Raw genomic sequence first — 20,953 nt, 5'->3', positions numbered from 1 at the left:
TCACCGGTATTCGAGCGTCTTGCGCACGGCAGCGGCGATCTTCGCCGGGCTCGGCAGGTAGGCGCTCTCGAGCTCGCGGGCGAAAGGCACCGGGGTGTGCGGCGGCGTCACCATCTCAATCGGCGCCTTGAGGCTGGCGAAGGCCTTCTGCGCGACGAGCGAGGCGATGTCGGTCGCCAGCGAGCAGCGCGGCGGCGCCTCGTCCACTACCACGGCGCGGCCGGTCACTTCCACCGAATCGAGGATCGCTTCCTCGTCGAGCGGGGACGTGGTGCGAAGGTCGATCACGTCGCAGCCGATGCCGTCCTGCGCAAGATCGTCGGCGGCGGTCTCGGCGTAGCTCACCATCATGCCGCTGGCGACGATCGTCACGTCCTGCCCCGCCCGGGCCAGGCGGGCATGGCCGAAGGGGATGCAGAAGTCCGGATCGTCCGGCACTTCGCCGCTCGTGCCGTAGAGGAACTTGTGCTCGAGGAAGACCACCGGGTCGTCGTCGCGGATGGCCTGGCGCAGCAGGCCGCAGGCGTCCGCGGGCGTCGCGGGCATGACCACCTTGATGCCGGGCATGTTGGTGACGAACTGGCTGATCATCTGGCTGTGCTGCGCGGCGGCATTGTAGCCGGCGCCGCAGGGCATGCGGATCACCGCCGGGCAGATCGACTTGCCGCCGAACATGTAGCGGAACTTGGCGATCTGGTTCCATAGCTGGTCCATGCACACGCCGATGAAGTCGGCGAACATGATCTCCGCCACCGGCCGCTTCCCAGCCAGCGCAAGGCCGCCCGCCGCGCCCATGATGGCGCTCTCGCTGATCGGCGTGTCGATCACGCGGTCGGGCCCGAAGGCGTCGTAGAAGCCGGTAGAGGTGGACCAGATGCCGCCGATGGCCTCGGGCCCGCCGGCAGTGCCCATGCCGCCCACGACGTCCTCGCCCAGCACGACGACGCGTTCGTCGCGCTGCATCTCCTGGAAGATCGTGTTGCGGATGGCGTCGCGATACATCATTTTTGCCATGGTTCTCGCTCCTGCCGTCAGTAGCTGATGTAGACGTTGTCGAGGACGTTCTCGGGTGCCGGGCGAGCTGCCGCGCGGGACGCGGCGACGGCATCCTCGATGGCCTGGAGCGCCTCGGTGTCGACCCTGTCGAGGTCGGCGTCGTCGAGCAGCGCGGCGCCGGTCACGCTCTTGCGGAAGATCTTCAGGCAGTCGCGCTCGGCGCGCAGGCGGTCCAGTTCGCCATCGCCGCGATAGCGCTGGGGATCGCCCTCGAAGTGACCGAAGAAGCGCTCGGTGTCGAACTCCACCGCCGCCGGGCCGTTGCCGGGGACGCGCACGTATTCGAGGACTTCGCGGAACGTGTCGTGAACCGCGAAGAAGTCCGTTCCGTCGGCGCGCCAGACCTTCATGCCGAACGCCTCGGCGCGGCTGGCGATGTCCTGCCGGGTGCCCACCGCGTAATCGACGCCGGTGTGCTCCGAATAGTGGTTGTTCTCGAAGACGAAGATCGCCGGGGCCTTGGTGACCACCGCCAGGTTCATCGCCTCGAAGGTGGTGCCCTGGTTGCAGGCGCCATCGCCCGAGAAGGCGATCGAGACGGCAAGCCTGCCGTTCTGGTCGGGCCCGTCGATCTTGTTCGAAAGCGCCGCGCCCACCGCGATCGGCGCGCCAGCGCCGACGATGCCGTTGGCACCCAGCATGCCCTTGTCGATGTCGGCGATGTGCATCGAGCCGCCCTTGCCGTTGCAAAGGCCCTCCTGGCTGCCCCAGATCTCCTTCATCATCCCGTTCACGTCGCAGCCCTTGGCGAGGCAATGGCCGTGGCCGCGATGGGTGGAGACGATCTTGTCCCGCTCCGTCAGGTGCTCGCACACGCCGACGGCAACGGCTTCCTGGCCGCAGTAGAGGTGCGTAAAGCCGGCGATCTCGCCGGTCTGGATCTCCTCGTGGAGCCGTTCCTCGAATTCGCGGATCAGCTTCATCTGCCGATAGGCGCGGGTCAGCGCCTCGCGGTTCAGTTGCATGGGGAGTTCCTCTCGTTATGGGAGCATCGTTTTGCGGCCAGAGCACCACGGCTCTTGCGTTGCGACAAGCTCAGGCTGGGCGCAATCGGGGACAGTGGCGGCACGCCGAGCGAGAGCATTGCCGCCCTCACAGGCCCAGCACCGACTTGGCGATGATCGTGCTCTGGACTTCGTTGGTGCCGCCGAAGATCGTCCAGGCCCGGCTGTTGAGGTAGCGCGCCGAGGCCACCTGCGCAGGCTTGGAGTGGATACCCGGCGGCGCGTTGTCGCCGTAGAGCGGGCGCGTCGTCTCCAGTTGCAGTCCCGCGAGGCCGTAGAGATCGACCGCCAGCAGGTCGATCTCCTGCCGCAGGTTCGAGGCGAGCAGCTTGGTCAGCGAGGTCTGCGGGCCGGGCTTGCGGCCCTTGGCGATCTCGGAGACGATGCGCAGCTCGATCATGTCTAGCGCATTCACCGACAGGCGTGCCTTGGCCACTCGGCGCCGCCAGTCGACCTGGTCGGACAGCGCGCCCCCCTTGCCGTCGCCTTCGGACTTCGCGGCCGCCTCGATCTGGTCCAGGTCATAGGCGAGCTTGGGAGCGTGGCACGATCCGCCGCGTTCGTTCTCCAGCAGGAACTTGGCAATCGTCCACCCCTCCCCTTCGCTGCCGACGAGGTTCTCCGCAGGCACTTCCACATTGTCGAGGAAGACCTGGTTGACCTCGTGGTCACCGGCGTTGGTGAGGATCGGCCGAACCGACACGCCGGGGCTCGCCAGGTCGATCAACAGGAACGAGATGCCCGCCTGCTTCTTCACCTCGGTGTTGGTGCGCACCAGCGTGAACATGCGATTGGCGTGGTGCGCGTGAGTGGTCCAGATCTTGGATCCCGAAACGACGTAGCTGTCGCCGCGCCGCACTGCCCTGGTCTTCAGGCTGGCGAGGTCCGAGCCCGCGCCCGGCTCCGAGAAGCCCTGGCACCAATAGTCCTCGCCCGAGAGGATGCGCGGCAGGATCTCGGCCTTCTGCGCGTCTGTCCCGAAGGTCCAGATCACCGGCGCCAGCAACTTGAGGCCCAGCACGGTCAGATTGGGTGCCCCCGCCGCGGCGCACTCCTTCTCGAACAGGTAGCGCCGAAGCGGGCTCCATCCGGTGCCGCCGTGCTCGACCGGCCACTGGTATCCCAGCCAGCCCTTCGCGTTCAGCACGGCATTCCAGGCCTGCCCGATCTCGGGCTCGACGAAGACGGAGGGCGTCGCCGCCGCCCCGGCCTTGACCTCGTCGGGCAGGTTCTCGCGCAGGAAGCGGCGCACCTCCTCGCGGAAGGCCTGGTCTTCGGGGGAAAGTTCGATATCCATTCGCTTCAGCGTTCCAGAATGGTGACGGCGGAGACGCCCGGAGCGCCATAGACGTGGCTGTAAGCCGTCCTCGGGTCTCCCGGGACCTGCCGACCACCGCCGTCCCCCCGCAGTTGCACGACGTTTTCGTAGACCTGGCGAAGGCCCGATGCGCCGATCGGCTCTCCGCAGGCGAGGCAGCCGCCGTCGGTGTTGACCGGCAGAGCACCGCCGATTTCGGTCCTGCCCTCGGCGAGCCACTGCTCCTGCTCACCATCGGCACAAAAGCCGTTCTCGGCCATGTGCATGATCTCGGCGCCGGCCTCCGTATCCTGCAGCTGCGCCACGTCGATGTCGCCGGGCCCAATCCCTGCAAGGCGGAAGGCATCCGCCGAAGCGATGCGCGACGCGGTGCCGCGGGGGACGCTATCGTCCTCCACCACGTCGATCGAGGGCGCGAAGACCTCGAAGCTGTGGGGCGGACGCGTGCGCATGGTCGCGGCCTTGAGGCGGATCAGCGGCTTGCCCAGTTCACGCGCCTTCTTCTCGCTGGCAAGCACAAGCGCGACGCCGCCCTCGGCGGGCGAGCAGAACATGTACTTGGTGTAGGGATCGCTCACCAAGGGCGCCTCCAGGATCTCTTCCAGCGAGACCGGCTGCCGCCGCCACGCGTGGGGCGCGTGGGCGGCGTTGCGGAAGGCCTTCTCCGCCACTCGGCCCAGCGAGTGCTGAGAAATCCCGAACATCTGCATGTAGCGCATGATCTTGGCCGCGAAGAACTGCGTCGTGACCATCTGGCCGACCTCGCCGTACCAGTCAGGCAGGTTGTATTCGCTTGGCAGCGCGTTGAAGGCGCCGCGCGGATGCTTGTCGAAGCCGACCGCGATTCCAAGGTCGAACTCGCCCGACTTGATCGCCATCTGGCCCGAGAACAGCGCCGATCCGCCCGCCGCACAACCGTTGCGCACGTTGATGAACTGAACGCCCGTGAGCCCGAGTCTGTCGACCATCGTGTCAGGGTTGCCGGCCGCATCGGAAGCGCCGTAGGCGAACTGGACCTCCGGCCACTCCACCCCCGCGTCGGCCAGCGCCTGCCGGACCGCGAAGACGCCCTGATCGACCCCGGAGAGGCCATCGGTGCGTCCGAACGGATGGATGCCGATGCCGACGATGCACACGTCGCCGCTCATGCAGGCTCTCCCAGGGCAACGAAGGCGGGAATGTGCGGGCTATCCGGGTCCGCCGGGTCGAGCGGCGCCGGTGCGAAACGCACGGGCATGCCGATCTGCGCCTCGTCGGGAGCCACGTCGTCCAGCCGCGCCTCGACGATCACCTCGCCGTGAAGCTCGACATAGGCGACGATCCACGGCCGGAACGCGTCGGGACCGGCATAAGGTGGGCTCTTGGGGCGATACCGCTGCACGGTGTACGACCACAAGGTTCCCTCACGCGAAAGCGGTACGGCTTCGTGGGTCGCCGTCGACGGGCAGGGAAAGACGATGCGACCGGTCTCCCGGTCCCTTCCGCCGATCAGCCGCGGGGGCGTCTCGTCGGTGAACAGGCCTTCAGCTATCGCTCGCATCTTGCTCCCGCCCCGGTTGTGAGATCCGGTCATGGGTTCGGTGTAGGCCTGCGCACGCCCCCTTTGTGACTCATCAAAACGCTAGGGTAGTCATTGGGCTAGTTCGTGCGACCCCCGTCGCGGGAGAGACGAACAATGTCGAAGCAATGGGACTACATCATCGTCGGCGCCGGCTCGGCAGGCTGTGTCATGGCCGAACGGCTGAGCGCCGACGGCCGCTCGCAGGTGCTCGTCCTGGAGGCCGGCGGAGAGAACGACAGCTTCTGGGTGACCTTGCCCAAGGGCGTCGCCAAGCTGGTCAAGAAGCCGGAGCACATGTGGGCCTACCACGTCGCCCAGCCGCGCGACCCGGGCGCCAACGAACCCGGCGCGGGCGAGGTGTGGATACGCGGCAAGGGCCTGGGCGGCTCGTCCTCGATCAACGGCATGATCTGGAGCCGCGGCGAGCCCGCCGACTACGACGCCTGGGAGCGCGAGGCCGGGGCGACCGGTTGGAACGGCGCGAGCATGACCGCCGCCTTTCTGGAACTGGAGGACCACAAGGCCGGCCCTTCCCCGATGCGTGGAACGGGAGGGCTCGTGCGCATCGATCCCGCCTGCTTCAAGTACCCGCTGGCAGAGCGCATGATCGAGGCCGGAGAGGCGCAGGGCCTGCGGCGCGTGAATGATCTCAATGCCGCGACGGGGCCGCGTGTCGGCTACTACAGCCACAACATCCGCAACGGCCGGCGCGATTCCTCGGCCCGCACCTATCTCGCTGCCGCCCGGACGCGGCCGAACGTCACGGTGATAACCGGCGCGCTTGCCGAGCGGATCGTGTTCGAAGGCACGCGTGCCGTCGCGCTGGAAGCCACGGTCGGGGGGCGGCCGGAGCGCTTCGCACTCGCGGGAGAGATCGTCGTCAGCGCGGGTGCCATGGAAAGCCCGCTCCTGCTGCAACGCTCCGGCATCGGCGATTCCGGCCGGCTTGGACGCGTCGGCATTCCTCTCGTGGCGCATTCACCCGACGTGGGCGAGCGGATGATCGAACACCTGTCCCTGTCGATGCCGTTCCGGCTCGATCGGGGGAAGGGAACGAACCGGAGCTTCTTCGGCATCGGCGCCGCTCTGGCAATGCTGCGTTACCTCGTGCGCGGCGACGGGGTGCTGGCGACGGGGCCATTCGAGATTGGTGCCTTCTGCAACGTCGCCCACCCGGACGGGCGCACCGACGCGCAGTTCTACCTCGGCGGCTACACCTTCCAGGTCGGGGACGACAAGGACCCGGTTCCACTCGACAGGATAGATCCCAAGCCCGGGGTGACGATCTACGGGCAGCTCCTGCGCCTGACGAGCGAAAGCAGCGTACGCGCGGCCGGCCCGAAGGCGGCCGATGCTCCGGAGATCCTGCACAACTTCCTCACCACCGAGCACGACCAGCGCTCCGCGATCGCACTGGTGCGGTCCATGCGCGACTACGTGCGCGCCGGGCCGCTGGCCACGATGGTGGGCGAGGAGCTGGTGCCGGGCGCGCAGGTGCAGAGCGACGCCGACATCCTCGCGATGTTCCGCCGCCTGTCGAGCTGCGGCCTCCACGCGATCCGCTCGTGCCGCATGGGTAGCGACGCCGAGGCGGTGGTCGATCCGCGCCTGCGCGTGAACGGGGTCCAGGGCGTGCGCGTGGCGGACTGCTCGGTGATGCCCTGGCACGTCACGGGCAACACCAATGCGCCCGCCATGGCCGTGGGGCTGCGGGGCGCCAAGCTGATGCTAGAGGATCGGGCCGGACCTTGAACCGGTCTCCGGCACGACCCGACATTCCCGCGGGAAGGGAGCCGGGGAAGCCCTCTCAGTTCTGCAACGAGATGTAGCCGAGCTGGGCTGCCTTGAAGACGGTCTGACTGCGGTTCACCGCGTTGAGCTTGGTCGCGGCGTTGTGGATGTGGAAGCGCACCGTGGCCCGGCTGCGCGACATGATCATGCTGATCTCGAGGTCGGTCTTGCCGATCGCGGCCCAGCGCAGGCACTCCACCTCGCGCTTGGAGAGACGCGATTCCGGCGGCAGCGCCTGGGTGGAGCCCATCACCTGCACGTAAGTCGCGATGAAGGTGCGGGCGTAGAGACCGAACGCATCCGAATAGCGGTCGAACTCCTCGGAGAGGTCGGTCTTCTCCCGGTCGAGCGGGTTGAAGCTGACCGCGCCGATCTGGCCGAAAGGCAGATGCACCGGAACGCCGATCGCCCCGCGGGTCATCGCACGCTGTTCGAAGTTGGTGATGTCGATCGACGCCAGATAGGCGTTGGGCTCGCGGGTCCGGAAGCCCTGGGCGTTGGCCCAGAAGGGCTGGCTTTCGAAACGGCAGGCCGTGGTCAAAGGGCTGTCGAGAGCGATGCGCGAATTGCGCCACCAGACCCTGTCGTCATCGCCCCAGCCGAACACTTCCGTCGCCAGCATCTTGCCCTCCGCGTCGACCGGCGTGCGCTTGTCGGCGATGTCGTGCGCGGGTGCGACGCGCATGCCGCAATCCATGGCGATACGATGGAGCGCCTCGGCCGCGGCCCGGATCCCTTCCGGAGACTTCACGCGGACGGCGTCGATGTTTTCCTGTGACAGCAGTTGCATGGGTATCCTCTCACCGACTGTCTTAGCCATGTGAATCCGGGGGCACAATCGCCGCACCTCCGGATTAGCGCGATTATGTGACTAGTCTTTTGCCCAGCGGTATCGGGCGCGGCCTTGATGGTAGGACGAAGTCACAACCGGGAGCGGACGTGTGAATTTCGACCTCAGCGAAGACGAGGAAATGCTCAAGGCCTTGACCGAGCGCTTCGTCACCGACCACTACGATCACGACAGCCGCCGAGGCTTCCTGGCCGAGCCCACCGGGTTCTCCCGGTCCAACTGGGAGCTGCTGGGCGAGCTTGGCCTGATCGCTGCGCCGTTCCCCGAAACGATGGGCGGGCTCGGCCTCGACGCCACCGGCATCGCCACGGTGTTCGAGGCGCTTGGCCGCGGGCTCGTCGTGGAGCCGCTGGCAGAGGCCGTGGTGATGGCGGGCCGCCTCTTCGCGCTGACCGCTTCCGACGCGCTCCGCGATGCCTGGCTTGATGCGATCATGACGGGCGAAAAGCGACTTGCCCTGGCCCATGCCGAGGCGCGCGCCCGCGACGGGCTGGCCTGGGTGGAGACTTCAGCGGTGCCGGATGGCGAGGGCTGGAAGCTCACGGGCACCAAGCCTTACTGCGCGGCCGGAGGCGGGGCCGACGGCTACGTCGTCTCGGCGCGGCTCTCGGGCGCGCCGGGGGATGCAAGCGGCGTCGGCCTGTTCCTGGTTCCTGCCGGGACTCCCGGCGCGTCCACGCACGACTGGCACATGGCCGACGGCAGCGTCGCCACGGCCCTCGAGCTCGACGGCGCACGCGTCTCCGCCACCCACCGGCTCGGGGAAGACGGGCTCGCCGCCATCGCGGAGACCAGCCAACTCGCGGCCCTCGCCCGCAGTGCAGAAGCTCTCGGGATCATGGAGCGCATCTTCGCCGAGACCATCGACTACTTGCGCACGCGCGACCAGTTCGGCGCCGCACTCGGTTCGTTCCAGGCCGTGCAGCATCGCATGGTCGCGCAATATGCAGCGATCGAGCAGAGCCGCGCGCTGCTGAACCTGGCGCTCGTCTCATGGGGCAGCGAGGGCTTCGCTCAGGCCGTTTACGGCGCGCGCGCGTTCATCGCCGAAGCCTCGGTCGAGCTCGGCCACGAGATGATCCAGTTCCACGGCGGCATGGGGGTCACCGACGAGCTCGCCATCGGCGGCGGGCACAAGCGCCTCCTCGTGCTCTCACGCTGGCCCGAAGGCCCGCTGGCGGCGCTCGATCGCTATGCCGGGCTACTGAACTGATCTGGACCGCCTGACAAAAGCCAAGCTCGCCCACCCTGCGACGAGCGCAGGGTGGGCGGCGCTCCCCCTGCCCCTGCTCACCCTGCGTTGGCCGCAGGGTTCCGCTGCTTCAACCACGCGATCCCGCGGCGCAGCAGGTCGTAGAACACCGGCAGGTCCCACGCGCAGCGGTCCACCGTTGGCCACCAGTCGAGCATCGGCTGGAGGTCGTAGTGGCCGCGGCAGTGCCCCAGGGTGTTGTAGAGCACGGCGCCGCGCCCATGGTCCTTGAGGTACATGACGGGATGCGTGCCGGGCGCATCGGCCGCCTCCACGAACCCGGTGCCGGGTTCGGTGCACTCCGTCTCCAGCAGGACGTGAAGGTCACCGTGCGTCTCCAGGTGATAGAGTTCGTCCGTGGTCTCGAACGGCGCGATTCCCGCGACGAGCGGGTGCGCATGATCCGCGACCGTCACCGTGTAGGGCGCGATCGGCGGGTGCGAGATGAATTGCGAGCCGAGCATGTCCATGAACAGCGGCGCCCAGCGCGGTGCGTCCCACAGGCCCTTGTCGGGTCCCTCCGAAAGCAGGCGCAGCACCGAGTTCGTGCCGTGCAGCGCATACCAGCGTCCGCCGGCGGCCAGCCACTCCCGCAGAACCTCCTGCGCCGCCAGCGATGGCGTGACGTCGCAGGTGTAGGTGATCAGGATGTCCGCCTGCCGCAGCGCTTCCAGGTTCTCGTAATCCTCGAAGACGCGGGTGCGCACGGCGGGATCCTCGGCCAGGAGCTTGAGCAGTTCCAGCCTGGCGAAATCCATGTCGTGCCACACGCCCCCGCAGACGAGGACGCAGTCTATGCGCGGCGGGCGCGCCGTCTTTTCCGTCTCGCTCACGGGGTCAGGCCTTCGCGCCGCCGAGCTCGCCGTTGATGTACTTCATCAGCGTGTCCTGAAACTGGCGGATGCGGATCTCCTGATAGTTGCCGAGGTTGACCTGGCCGGTCTTCGAGGCGTGCAGCCCCTGCTGGACATACGGCAAGTTGTCCATGTCCTGCTCGAACACGTCGCCCAGGATGCCTAGCTCCGGCGCCTCGGTCCATTTCTGGTCCAGCCGCAGCATCTTCAGCGGCGCGCCGCGCGGGATCGGCTGGCCCTTGGGGATGCGCGCCAGGATGCGCACTTCCATAATGCAGGTGTCGGGTGTCTTCCCAGGCAGCCAGTTGTAGACGATGTTCGGCATATAGCCGCCCCAGGGCGCGAAGTTGGGGAACACGTTGTAGACCAGCGCATCCAGCAGCTCGGCATCGGTCGCATCGGAGTGGTCGTAGCCGGTGCTCTCGGTATAGGCCTGGCGCATGGCGGCACCCAGCGCGGCGCGCGCAGTGACGCCTTCCGGCACCTGGATCGCCATGGGGTTGGCCGAGGCCTCGCCCTCGTAGTTGTCGCCGGAACGACCGTTGTACCGGATGAACTCGTCGACGATCCACTGCTCGCCCTGGCTCTCCTGGATGTGCGGGCTCATCACGCCGAAGGGCACCAGGTTGACGTTCACGTTGTCGCCCCAGGTCCAGTAGGCCGCGTTGGAGTCGCCGGTGAAGGGCAGCAGCTGCGGGTGGGTGACGATGGTGTGCCAGGCCTCCATGAAGGCCTCCATCACCACCTTCCAGTTCGCCGGCACTTCCTTGGCGACGCGCATCACGCTGGCGCATTCCTCGTGCCGCCAGCGCTTGAAGTGCTCGGGCAAGGGAGCGAGGAATTCCTCCAGGCTCGGCCCGCCCTTCTCCTCGCGCAGGAAGACATAGCCCGCCCAGCGGCCGATCTCGGCTTCCGGAAGATCGAGGTTCTGCTCGGAGAGGTGCGGGAAGTCCCACTGGCAAGGCATGGAATCGAAGCTGCCGTCCTTCTTCCAGGCGAAGCCGTGGAACGGGCAGACGAACTTGTCGGCCGTGCCTTCCTCCAGCCGCAGCTTGCGGCCGCGGTGCAGGCAGACGTTGTGCATCGCGCGAATGGAGCCGTCGTCCTGCCGGCTGACAAGGTAGGAGCGCCCTGCGTTCTCGTAGACGATGTAGTCGCCAGGCTCCGGCAGGTCCTCCTCGCGGGCCACGAACTGCCAGACGTAGGGCCACATCCGCTCGCGCTCGAGCTGGGCGAATTCCTCGCTGATGTAGCGCTCGGCGGGGATCGGGTCGGAGCCACGGTAGGTGTAGCTTTCCTCCGTCAGGATGGCGGGCGGCTGACGCGAATCCTGCGCCATGAGCTCGGCCCAGCTGATGCCCTCGCTGCGGTCTTCGCCCAGCTTCACGGCGAGGTCGGGGTCACGGTCGGCCATCGGTAATCAGTCTCCCAAGCACAGTTTCCCTGTTTGGGGACATGTCTGGACGCTGGCGGTTGGAGAGTCACCTTGCTCAAGTCATAGGTTGTGGAGCCTCGCGGATCGGTCATGTTCGCCGCAAGGCAGGGGCCAAGCGAATGGGAGAGTGCCGTGACGCGGCTTGAAGGCAAGGTGGCGCTGGTCACCGGAGGAACCTCCGGCATCGGCGCCGGCACGGTAGAGCGCCTGTGCGCCGAAGGCGCCCGGGTCATTTTCACCGGCTCCAACCAGGTGGCCGCCGATGCGGTCTGTGCCGCCACCGGCGCCGAGTTCGTCCGCCACGACGTGACCGACGCGGCCGCATGGGACGGACTGATGGCGCATATCCTGGATACGTACGGCCGCCTCGATATCGCCTTTGCCAACGCCGGCACCGAAAGCGGCGACGGCAGCATCGAGGACATCGCCCTGGAAGGCTGGAACAATGTCATCGGCGTCAATCTCACCGGCGTGATGCTCACCGTGCAGCATGCGATGCGCGCCATGGCCCGCAACCCGGATGGGCCGACCGGATCGATCGTGGTCAACTCCTCGATGAACGCGCATCGGGCGATGGGCAACTTCGTCGCCTACTCGGTCTCCAAGTCCGCCGTGATCGCGCTCGTCAAGTCGGCGGCGGTGCATGCCGGCAACCGCAAGTACCGCATCCGAATCAACGCGGTCCTGCCGGGCGTCGTCGAGACCGCGTTGATCGTCAACCTGATCGACAAGTCCCCCGATCCGGCCGCCACGCGCGGCGCATACGAAGGCCTGTCGCCGCTGGGGCGGATGGCCTCCGTCGAGGAAGTGGCAGGCATGGTGGCGTGGCTCTCCAGCGACGAGGCGCGGTTCTGCTCGGGCAGCGAGTTCACCATGGACGGGGCATCCACCGCGGGGATGAACGGCGTATGATCGAGGATCTCGGCTCGCAGCGCCTGAAGGGCCGCGTCGCTCTGGTCTCGGGCGGCCTCCGTGGCATCGGCCTCGCCTGTGTCGAGCGTTTCCTGGCCGAGGGCGCCGAAGTGGTGTTGACCGACCTTTCCTCGCCCGACGATGCGGCCGAAACGCTGGCCCGGCTGGGGCAGGCCGCCAGCTACGTCCAGGCCGACGTGACCAGCGAGGACCACTGGAACACGGTGCTCGCGGCCGTGACGGAGCGGCACGGCAAGCTCCACGTCCTCGTCAACAATGCGGGCATCGACCTGACCGGCCCGGTCGCCACGACCTCGCTCGAGGGATGGCGCAAGATCATGGCGATCAACGTCGACGGCGTGTTCCTCGGCACCCGCACGTTCGTCCCGCTCATGGAGGCGAGCGGCGGCGAGGTGAAGGGCGGCGCGTCGATCATCAACGTCAGCTCGATCATGGGTCTCGTCGGCATGAGCGAGGTGTCGGGCTACAACGCCAGCAAGGGCGCGGTGCGGCTGTTCACCAAGTCGATCGCGCTCGAGTTCGCCGAAAAGAAGATGCCGATCCGCGCAAACTCGCTGCACCCCGGTTTCGTCGTCACGCCGCTGCTCCAGGAAGGCTTCCAGCGCTGGGTGGACAAGGGTGTCGCGGCCAAGGCGCAGGACCTCGTCGACCTCATGTCCAGCAAAACGCCGATCGGTCGCCTGGCCGATCCGTCGGAACTGGCCAGCGCGGTGTTCTTCCTCGCCTCGTCGGACAGCTCGTACATGACCGGTGCGGAGCTCGTGGTGGACGGCGGTTGGACTGCGCAGTGATGCGTCCCGCTGCAGGGGCAGAACATCAAACTTGGAGACATCGATGACCATAGCCCTTCCTGACGTGATCGCCGTCGTCACCGGAGCCGCAGGCGGCATCGGCCGCGAGGTCGTGAAGGCCATGAAGGCGGCCGGCGCGACCGTTATCGCCACAGACCTCAAGGAGAGCGCCGAGATCGAGGGCGCCGACCACTACCTGCGCCACGACGTTACCAGCGAGGCCGACTGGCGCGCGGTGGAAGCGCTGGTGCGCGAGAAGTACGGCCGGCTCGACGCCCTTGTGAACAACGCCGGCTATTCCATCGTCACGAAGTTCGAGGAAACCTCGCTCGCCGAGTTCCACAAGGTCAACGCGGTCAACGTGGACTCCGCGATCATCGGCACCCAGATCCTGCTCGACCTGCTGAGGGAGGGCGGCAAGGCCCGGCCTTCGGGTGCCTCGGTCATCAACTTCTCCAGCATCGGCGGGCTGCGCGGGGCGGCATTCAACGCAGCCTATTGCGTCAGCAAGGCGGCCATAATGATGCTCAGCAAGTGCCTCGGCGCGGAGTTCGCCGCGCTGAAGTACAACATCCGCGTCAACTCCGTGCATCCGGGCGGAATCGAGACGCCGATGCTCTCTTCGATCATGGACCGCTACGTCGAACTCGGCGCCGCGCCCTCGCGCGAGGCGGCCGAAGCCGGGGTCAACATCAACCACCCGATCGGCCGCCTCGGCCGGGCGGAGGAGATGGCCGGGGGCGTGGTCTTCCTCGCCTCCAGCGCGTCGAGCTTCATGACCTGCGACGAGCTGGTGATGGACGGAGGCTTCAGCCAGATCTGACGGGAACGCCGGCCGCCCTGCCACTTGCATCAGTGGCTCGCGGCCGCGCGGTGGCGGTAGGCTGCGACACAAGCGGATCGCGAACAAGCGACCGCAGGGAGAGGATCAGGAACATGCACGAAGGCTACGATCTCGTCGTACTCGGCTCGGGCGCCGCGGGAATGACCGCCGCCCTCACCGCTGCGGAACACGGAGCGCGGGTTCTCGTCGTCGAGAAAGGCGAAAAGCTCGGCGGCACGTCCGCCTGGTCCGGGGGCCAGATCTGGATCCCCTGCAATCCGCACCAGAAGGAATTCGGCAAGGAGGACAGCCGCGAGAAGGCGCTGACGTATCTCGAATCGATGTCCAACGGACTGATCGCGCCGGAGATGGCCGAGGCGTATATCGACGGCGGCGTCGAAATGGTCTCCTTCCTGGAGGAACGTACGCCCGTCCAGTTCATGGTCGTACCGCACTTCCCCGACTATCATCCCGAGCAACCCGGCGCGGCCAGCCGCGGCGGCCGTACGCTGGAATGCGCCGTCTACCCCTATGGCGAGCTCGGCGAGTGGCGCGACAAGGTGGAAGTCTCGCCCTACTACTGGCCTCACGTCTACTTCACCGTAGGCGAGACTTCGCTGGCGCAGGCGGTGCCCGACCCGCTGCCCGCCGAAGAGGCCCGGCGCCGTGCCGAAAACGACGAGCGCGGGCTCGGCCATGCCCTCGTCGGCCGCCTGCTGCGCGGCTGCCTGGACCGCGGCGTGGAGTTCCTGCTCGGCACCGGAGGCAAGGAACTGGTGATCGAGAACGGCGCGGTGACCGGCGTTCAGCTCGACGACGGCAGCGTGGTGGCCACGACCAACGTGGTCCTCTCGACCGGCGGATTCGAGCACAACGATGCCTTCAAGGCCGCCTTCCTGCGCGGCCCGCTCACCTCTCCGGTGTCGATCCCGACCAACACGGGCGATGGCCTGCGCATGGCGATGAAGGCCGGCGCGATGCTGTCCTCGATGCGCGAGGCATGGTGGATGCCGGTGGTCGAGGCGCCGCTCAACCCCATGGGCCGCATGCTGTTCACCGGCGAACGCACCCTGCCCGGCACGATCATGGTCAACCGCACCGGCAAGCGCTTCACCAACGAGGCTGCGAACTACAACGCCTTCGGGGCAGCGTTCCACGTGCAGGACCTCAATTCGTGCTCCTGGGCCAACCTCCCGGCCTGGTGCCTGTTCAACCAGGCGTTCTACGACAAGTGGGGCTTCCTCGACGCGCAGCTCATCGGCACCGCGGACGCCGGCGCGCACAAGAAGGTTCCGGCCGACTGGATCGCGCGCGGCGACACGCTGGACGAACTCGGTGCCAAGCTCGGCATCCCGGCGGGAGCGCTGGAGGAGACGGTGGCGCGCTGGAACGCGATGGTCGAGAGCGGCAAGGACGAGGATTTCGGCCGCGGCGAGAGCTACTACGACCTCTACTGGGGCGATCCGGAGCACAAGGGGAAGAAGGAGGCCACGCTCGGCAAGCTGGAGGGCGGGCCCTGGTACGCGGCCGAGGTCAAGTCCGGCGCGCTCGGGACCAAGGGCGGGCCGAAGACCGACACGCTGGCCCGCGTGCTCGACGTCGATGGCGCGCCGATCGCGGGACTCTATGCCGCGGGCAACGCGATGGGCTCGATGATGGGCATGACCTACGGCGGAGGCGGCGGCACGCTGGGGCCGGGCATGGTGTTCGGCTACCTGGCGGGAAAGCATGCGGCGCAGCGCAATGTGGGGGTGCAGAGCGCGGCGGAAGCGGGGGCGTGAGTGCCTGCGAGCGCCTGCCCGGGATCCTGGGCGTCCACCACATCGGCGTCTCGGTGCCCGACCTTGCCAAGGCGCGCGCGTTCTACATCGACGTGCTCGGCGCCGTCGAGGAGGTGGCGCCGCTGAGCTGGGCGGACAATCCCTTCATCGACGAAATCGTCGGCCTGGAGGGCAGTGCGGCGCAGCAGTTCTTCTGCCGGCTCGGCAATGTGCAAATCGAGGTTTTCCAGTACGATGCGCCGCGCCAGAAGGCGCTGGACCGCCATCGCGGGGTCAACGAATACGGCTACACCCACATGGCGCTGCAGGTGGAGGACGTGGCCGAAGTCCATCGGCGGATCGTGGCGGCGGGGCTGCCGGTGCATGCTCCGCCGGCCCTGGAGGCGATCACGGTGGACGCGCAAGGGGTGAAGCACGGCTATGCCGGCACCTACTGCCGCGACTTCTTCGGCAACGTGTTCGAGATCCTGGAGATCCACGAGACGCCCGACATCCTGCCGATAGCGTCCCGATAGCGCGGCATTAGCGCGCGGTTAGCGCGCCGTCAGCGCCGCGAAGGGGGCGAGCACCCATGGTGCCCGCCCCCACAGCGTCATTCGCCGCCGAAGCGCACCTTGAGGCGCACGCCGTACATCCGCGGCTGGCCGAGGATCAGGCTCTCGGTGCCGGTGGACAGCCAGCTGTTGCCCACGAAGATGGGGTACTTCTCGTTCGTCAGGTTGGTGACGAAGCCGGCCAGGTCGACCGGGCTGCCGCCGATCGAGTTCCAGTTGAGGTTGAGGTTCCACAGGTTCGACGAGGGCAGGATGCCCAGCGGGGTGTCGTTCGATGCGACCTGCTTGGCGGTGTAGGTGTAGGTCGCCGCGATCGTCACCTGGCCCAGGCTCTCGTCCAGCGGCAGCGTGTACGAGGGCGTGATGGTGATGCGATGCTTGGGCGACTGCGGCAGCGCGCCGCCCACCAGCGCACCGGTCGTCGGCGGCAGGTAGCCGGCGAACACGGGCGGGCTGTACGACTTCAGCTCGGTGTCGAGGTAGGCATAGCCGACCGAGACGCCCGCGCCATAGGCGTTGATCGCAGCGTCGATCTCGACGCCCTGGATCTTCGACTTGCCCGCATTGACGATCGCCTGCGCCGGCGAGTTCGTGTTGTTGGGGATGCTGGGGTCCGGAACCAGGTTGGCCGCCAGCTGCTGGTCGGAGAAGTCGTTGTAGAAGGCCGCGACGTTGAAGTAGCCGCTGACGGTGCCGCGGAACGAGGTCTTGGCGCCGATTTCGTAGGCGTCGACCTTTTCCGGACCCCAGGCGACCGGGACGGTGTTCGAGGCGTTCACGTTGCCCTGGCGATAGCCGCGCGAGTACTTGGCGTAGAGCAGCACGTCGGGGATCGGCTTGTAGTCGATGTCGATCAGCCAGGTGGGCTTCTCCGACTTCTGCTTGATCTGCGTCAGGCAGTTCTCGGGATTGACGGCCGAGCGGGTCGGATAGGCGGCGCAGGTGAAGGTCGGCGTGTTCGGCGCGTAGAAGAAGATCTGCCGCGTGGCACCTTCACCCGTCACCTTGTCGATCGTGTAGCGGATGCCGCCGGTGACCGAGAGCTGGTCCGTCAGGTTGTAGGTACCCTGCGCGAAGAAGCCGATGTTCTCGTAGTCGTAGCGGGTCAGCGAGTTCTGCACGAGGCCCGGGAAGCGACCCGTGCCGAGGCTGTCCACGCCGCGGCACTGCAGGGCCTGCAGGTCGGTGCAGCTGATGGTCGCCAGCACCGGAATGGTGACGCCCGGCGCCACCGTGACGTTCGAGGTGTAGCTGATCGGCGAGTACGAACCCTGGAACGGGCTGAGCGGCCCGCTGGTCTCGTAATAGCCGCCCAGAACGTAGTTCAGCTTGCCGTCGCTCGAACGACCCTGGATCTGCAGTTCCTCGGTGGCGGTGTACTGCTCGACGTTGGGCAGGTTCGGATCGGGCGCGAGGCCGACCCAGGTGAACGGCAGGCCCCGGAACGCGGGGTTCGGGTTGCTGGCCGGGATCACGTAGTTGTCGGCGCCGATGTTGAAGGCCTGGCGCTGCGCGAACTGCTGGTAGCTCGCGATGTTCTTGATCGTGATGGTGTCGCTGGCGTTCCAGGTGGTGGTGTTGATGACCGACCACTGGTCGATCTTCAGGTACGGATCGGGGTTGCCGTTCTCGACGTCCCAGTAGCCGTAGTTCTGCGAGCGCGAGCGGGCGATGCCCTGGGCGCAGGCGATCGGGGCCAGGAACGAGGCGGTCGTGCCCGCGGTGGGCAGGCCGAAGCGGCTGCGATCCACGCCCTGGTCGCATCCTGCCGCGTTGGCGACGGTCACCTTGCCGGTGATGCCGTTCGAATCCGAGTGGCTGTAGCGGACGATCGTGTAGTTCTCGAGGTTGGGCGTAAGGTCCGCGACGACCGCCGCGCGCACGGCCCAGTAATTCACGTCGCCCAGCGCGTCGGGACCGATGTCCGAGCGGTTCTTGAGATAGCCGTCACGCTTGTGACGCTCGAACCCGAGGCGCACCTTGAAGGTGTCGGACAGCGGCACGTTCAGCACGCCCTGGAGGCGGTACATGTCGAAGTTGCCGTAGGACCCCTCGAGATAGCCGCCCAGCTCGTCCTTCGGGCGCTGGGGCACGATCAGGACCGCGCCGCCGGTGGTGTTGCGGCCGAACAGGGTGCCCTGCGGCCCCTTGAGTATCTGGACGTTCTGGAGGTCGAAGAACTGGCCCACGCCGGCGCCGTTGCCGCCCGGCGTGCCGCCCTGGGCGCGCGGCCCGATCACGTCCGCGAAGTAGACCGCGACGGAGGGAGAGGTGAAGTTCTCCTGCACGAAGCCGCGCAGCGCGAAGCTCGCCGCCTCGGGGCCGTAGCGCGAGTTGGCCGAGAGCGACGGCGTGTAGGTGGCAAGGTCCGCGCCCGAAGTGACGTTGCGATTGTCGAGCTGGGTGTCGTCGAACACCGTCATGGAGATCGGCACGTCCTGGAGGCGTTCCTCGACGCGGCGGGCAGTCACGACGATCTCGTCCGGGTTGGATTGCGCAAGAGCCGGAGTACAGCTCACCAGCGAGGTGGACGCGACCAGGAACAGCCGCAGACGTAGATTGCGCATCGTTCTAACCTTCTCCCATCATCCCGAATCCCGCTTGCAGTGCGAACTGGCGGGAACAGTGTTCTACGCTGTGTCGCAACGCGGCCTCTCCTTCAAGATCAGCGGCACGACATCGCGCGGGCGAAAGCGAATACCGCCCCGGCGGATGAATAGTCCTGCCGGGACGCGGCCGGAACCGGCGCCGGACTTGACCGATCCGGACAATGCCGGCAGCCATGGCCGACAACGGGAGGGGACGACCAGCCGAAACGTCGGCCACCCCTCCTCAGGCGAGAGGAACAGGCGGGTGGCATCCGGCGCGGCGCATCCAGAAGGCTTCGAGAGGGTCAACGCGGCGCTGCTGCGTCATTTCGCCGAGCGCGTGCGCGCGCAGGGCGGCCACGCCGAGAGCCTGCTGGAATGCGCCGGCGTCCCGGCCCACGTGCTCCAGGACGACGGCGCCAGCCTGACCTACCCGCAGGCGATCCGCCTGCTCGATGCCGCCGCGCGCCTGCTGCGCTGCCCGGACTTCGGCATGCGGCTGGCGCGCCGCCAGGCGGGCGGCGCGGTGCTCGGCCCGCTCGGCCGGGCGATGCGCAGCGCGCGCACCTTCGGCGGCGCGCTGCGCTTCGCCATCTCCCATAGCGACGCGCACAGCAGCGCCGCCAAGCTGTGGCTGCGCCCGTTGCCGGAGGAAGGCCGCGTCTTCGTGGCGCACGAACTGCTGACCGGCGACGTCGCGCGCCGCGCGCAGGTGATGGAGCAGATCCTCCTCCTCGGGCACCTCGAGGCGATTGGCATGACCGGTGGCGCGGCCCGCGGGCGCCTGATCCATTTCCGCCACGAAGCCGTCTCCCCGCCTGAGGTCTACCGCCGCCGTTTCGGATGCGAGGTGCGATTCGGCGAGCCGGTGGACGGGATCACCTTCGCCAGCGAGGATCTCGACAGCCCGATCACCGGCGGGAGCGAGGCGATCCACGGCGCAGCGGCGGCGCACATCGCCCGCGCCTTTCCCCGCCGCGACGCCCCCGTCGAGGCGGAAGTGAGAGGCGTCATCGCGCGCCGCCTCGCTTTCGGGGACTGCTCGAGCGGCGAGGTCGCGCGCGCGCTCAACCTGCATCCTCGCACGCTGCACCGCCGCTTGCGCGCGGGCGGGCGCAACTTCCAGTCGGTGAAGGACGAAGTGCGGCAGGGCCTCACCCGCTACTACCTGGAACAGACCGCGCTCGACTTCCGCGAGATCTCGGCCAAGCTTGGCTTCGCGGAGCCCTCGATCTTCTCGCGCAGCTGCCGGCGCTGGTTCGGGGGGTCTCCCACCCAGCTGCGGCGCGGAGCGCAGGCAGAAGCCCCGTCGATGGCCTTTCCCCCTGCTCAGGCTGGGCCTGCTTCCGGAGGCGGGGCGCGAGGTTCGCATGCTTCGACAAGCTCAGCATGAGCGGAAGTGGGGTGGAGACGTGGCAAGGCCAAGTCCTGCCCCTTCCCTGCCCTTTCTGCTGCCCCTCCACCCGCCCGGGCTGCGCCTGTCGAAGCCCGCGCCGTTGAATTCCGCGCCTCCAGGCGGCATGAACGGGCCGTCCCGCGACCGCCGGGCCGCAGAGCGCAAGGCCCGTGCGCGAGGACATCTGGAGAACCATGCAAGAAGCGAAGAAGCCGCGCATCCCGGCGTCCGCCAAGGGCCTTGCCACGCGCAACCAGATCCTCGACGCCTCGGAGGTCCTGTTCGCCCAGAACGGCTACCTGGGCACCTCGCTGCGCGACATCGCGCAGCTGGCCGGCGTGCGCATCGGGCTGGTCCACTATCACTTCGGCAATAAGCACCTCATCCTCGACGCCGCGCTTGACCGCAAGCTGGGGCTCCTGCGCGACCGGATCGCCGAGAGCTTCGCCCAGGCACAGGCGCGGGGGCCGCGCTTCGGGCTCGAAGAGATCGTCGCCGCCTTCATCCTGCCCTTCCTCCAGGCCGCGTCGCGCGAGGACGATCCGCTGCGCGGCTACATCGTCATGACCTCGCACCTGATGAGCGCCTACCGCCTGCCCGAGCTGCGCCCGATCCTGGCCAAGCTCGGCGCGGTGACCGAGATCCTCACCGACCACATCCGCCGCCACCGCCCCGAGATCGCCGAGGGCAACCTGCTCGCCGGCATCTACCTGATCGAGGCCGCGCTGATCTTCATGGTGCAGGATCCCGGCTTCCTCGACGACCTCAGCCGCAACCACCACTCGGTCGCGCGGCTGGACGAGATGGCGCGCCCGGCGCTGCGATTCTTCGCCAGCGGGCTGGAGAGCCTGGGCGAGCCGTCCTGATCGTTTTGACAGGTTGGTCGATCGACCAGTTTTGATATCCTGCCTCTCGACAACGACACGGCCCACCAAGGTCGGCGTGCGCAGACGGGAGGATGGCGGC

The 20,953-nt window shown here is 67.7% G+C and carries 18 protein-coding genes; 9 read left to right on the top strand and 9 right to left on the bottom strand.

The annotated features are described in order from the left end of the window. The 5 genes from ACFFJC_RS08745 to ACFFJC_RS08725 all read right to left on the bottom strand — a co-directional run bounded on the left by ACFFJC_RS08745 (position 1) and on the right by ACFFJC_RS08725 (position 4,918). Positions 1–1,014, bottom strand: coding sequence for an alpha-ketoacid dehydrogenase subunit beta (locus ACFFJC_RS08745; protein WP_379487107.1), 1,014 nt, complete (start codon positions 1,012–1,014; stop codon positions 1–3). A 17-nt stretch (positions 1,015–1,031) separates the two neighbouring features. Next, on the bottom strand, positions 1,032–2,021 hold the full coding sequence (locus ACFFJC_RS08740; RefSeq protein WP_379487106.1) for a thiamine pyrophosphate-dependent dehydrogenase E1 component subunit alpha: 990 nt from the start codon (positions 2,019–2,021) through the stop codon (positions 1,032–1,034). Between the two features lie 127 nt (positions 2,022–2,148). Beyond that, entirely contained in the window at positions 2,149–3,357 is a 1,209-nt protein-coding gene (locus ACFFJC_RS08735; RefSeq protein WP_379487105.1) for an acyl-CoA dehydrogenase family protein, read from the bottom strand. A 5-nt stretch (positions 3,358–3,362) separates the two neighbouring features. Next, a complete protein-coding gene (locus tag ACFFJC_RS08730; RefSeq protein WP_379487104.1) occupies positions 3,363–4,526 on the bottom strand; it encodes a thiolase family protein in 1,164 nt (387 codons plus the stop codon). Next, positions 4,523–4,918: a Zn-ribbon domain-containing OB-fold protein gene (locus ACFFJC_RS08725; RefSeq protein ID WP_379487103.1), complete on the bottom strand. Its 396-nt coding sequence runs from the start codon at positions 4,916–4,918 to the stop codon at positions 4,523–4,525. The genes ACFFJC_RS08730 and ACFFJC_RS08725 overlap by 4 nt, the downstream gene beginning before the upstream one ends. 135 nt (positions 4,919–5,053) lie before the next feature. Between ACFFJC_RS08725 and ACFFJC_RS08720 the strand changes: the two genes are divergently transcribed. Further along, positions 5,054–6,691: a GMC family oxidoreductase gene (locus ACFFJC_RS08720; protein WP_379487102.1), complete on the top strand. Its 1,638-nt coding sequence runs from the start codon at positions 5,054–5,056 to the stop codon at positions 6,689–6,691. Between the two features lie 55 nt (positions 6,692–6,746). On the opposite strand, the gene ACFFJC_RS08715 is transcribed toward ACFFJC_RS08720, so the two are convergent. Next, the gene (locus ACFFJC_RS08715) at positions 6,747–7,520 is read right to left on the bottom strand and encodes a helix-turn-helix transcriptional regulator (RefSeq protein ID WP_379487101.1); all 774 of its coding nucleotides are present in this window, start codon (positions 7,518–7,520) and stop codon (positions 6,747–6,749) included. A gap of 151 nt (positions 7,521–7,671) precedes the next feature. Here ACFFJC_RS08715 and ACFFJC_RS08710 point away from each other — a divergent pair, with 151 nt between their 5' ends. Then, positions 7,672–8,793 (top strand): acyl-CoA dehydrogenase family protein, encoded by a 1,122-nt coding sequence (locus ACFFJC_RS08710; RefSeq protein WP_379487100.1) that lies wholly within the window; start codon positions 7,672–7,674, stop codon positions 8,791–8,793. Positions 8,794–8,870: 77 nt separating this feature from the next. Here the strand turns inward: ACFFJC_RS08710 and ACFFJC_RS08705 are convergent, their stop codons facing one another. Both ACFFJC_RS08705 and ACFFJC_RS08700 read right to left on the bottom strand, forming a co-directional pair. Next, positions 8,871–9,665: a ThuA domain-containing protein gene (locus ACFFJC_RS08705; protein WP_379487099.1), complete on the bottom strand. Its 795-nt coding sequence runs from the start codon at positions 9,663–9,665 to the stop codon at positions 8,871–8,873. A 4-nt stretch (positions 9,666–9,669) separates the two neighbouring features. Beyond that, the gene (locus ACFFJC_RS08700) at positions 9,670–11,100 is read right to left on the bottom strand and encodes an aromatic ring-hydroxylating oxygenase subunit alpha (RefSeq protein ID WP_379487098.1); all 1,431 of its coding nucleotides are present in this window, start codon (positions 11,098–11,100) and stop codon (positions 9,670–9,672) included. Positions 11,101–11,253: 153 nt separating this feature from the next. Between ACFFJC_RS08700 and ACFFJC_RS08695 the strand changes: the two genes are divergently transcribed. From ACFFJC_RS08695 to ACFFJC_RS08675, 5 genes are all read left to right on the top strand, one after another. Next, positions 11,254–12,033 (top strand): SDR family NAD(P)-dependent oxidoreductase, encoded by a 780-nt coding sequence (locus ACFFJC_RS08695; protein WP_379487097.1) that lies wholly within the window; start codon positions 11,254–11,256, stop codon positions 12,031–12,033. After that, entirely contained in the window at positions 12,030–12,845 is an 816-nt protein-coding gene (locus ACFFJC_RS08690) for a glucose 1-dehydrogenase (RefSeq protein ID WP_379487096.1), read from the top strand. Before ACFFJC_RS08695 ends, ACFFJC_RS08690 begins: the two co-directional genes overlap by 4 nt. Positions 12,846–12,888: 43 nt before the next feature. After that, the gene (locus ACFFJC_RS08685; RefSeq protein WP_379487095.1) at positions 12,889–13,668 is read left to right on the top strand and encodes an SDR family NAD(P)-dependent oxidoreductase; all 780 of its coding nucleotides are present in this window, start codon (positions 12,889–12,891) and stop codon (positions 13,666–13,668) included. 113 nt (positions 13,669–13,781) lie between these two features. Further along, entirely contained in the window at positions 13,782–15,449 is a 1,668-nt protein-coding gene (locus ACFFJC_RS08680) for an FAD-dependent oxidoreductase (protein ID WP_379487094.1), read from the top strand. Further along, positions 15,446–15,964: a VOC family protein gene (locus tag ACFFJC_RS08675; RefSeq protein ID WP_379487093.1), complete on the top strand. Its 519-nt coding sequence runs from the start codon at positions 15,446–15,448 to the stop codon at positions 15,962–15,964. Before ACFFJC_RS08680 ends, ACFFJC_RS08675 begins: the two co-directional genes overlap by 4 nt. Before the next feature lie 77 nt (positions 15,965–16,041). On the opposite strand, the gene ACFFJC_RS08670 is transcribed toward ACFFJC_RS08675, so the two are convergent. Next, entirely contained in the window at positions 16,042–18,570 is a 2,529-nt protein-coding gene (locus tag ACFFJC_RS08670) for a TonB-dependent receptor (protein ID WP_379487092.1), read from the bottom strand. A 286-nt stretch (positions 18,571–18,856) separates the two neighbouring features. On the opposite strand from ACFFJC_RS08670, the gene ACFFJC_RS08665 reads away from it, so the two are divergent. Both ACFFJC_RS08665 and ACFFJC_RS08660 read left to right on the top strand, forming a co-directional pair. Further along, positions 18,857–19,984: an AraC family transcriptional regulator gene (locus ACFFJC_RS08665; RefSeq protein ID WP_379487091.1), complete on the top strand. Its 1,128-nt coding sequence runs from the start codon at positions 18,857–18,859 to the stop codon at positions 19,982–19,984. Positions 19,985–20,181: 197 nt separating this feature from the next. Beyond that, positions 20,182–20,853, top strand: a complete 672-nt coding sequence (locus tag ACFFJC_RS08660; protein ID WP_379487090.1) for a TetR/AcrR family transcriptional regulator — start codon at positions 20,182–20,184, stop codon at positions 20,851–20,853. The last annotated feature ends 100 nt before the right edge of the window (positions 20,854–20,953 follow it).

It is taken from the genome of Novosphingobium soli, assembly GCF_042432915.1.
Lineage (GTDB): Bacteria > Pseudomonadota > Alphaproteobacteria > Sphingomonadales > Sphingomonadaceae > Novosphingobium > Novosphingobium soli.
This window is presented reverse-complemented; position numbering and strand designations above follow the sequence as displayed.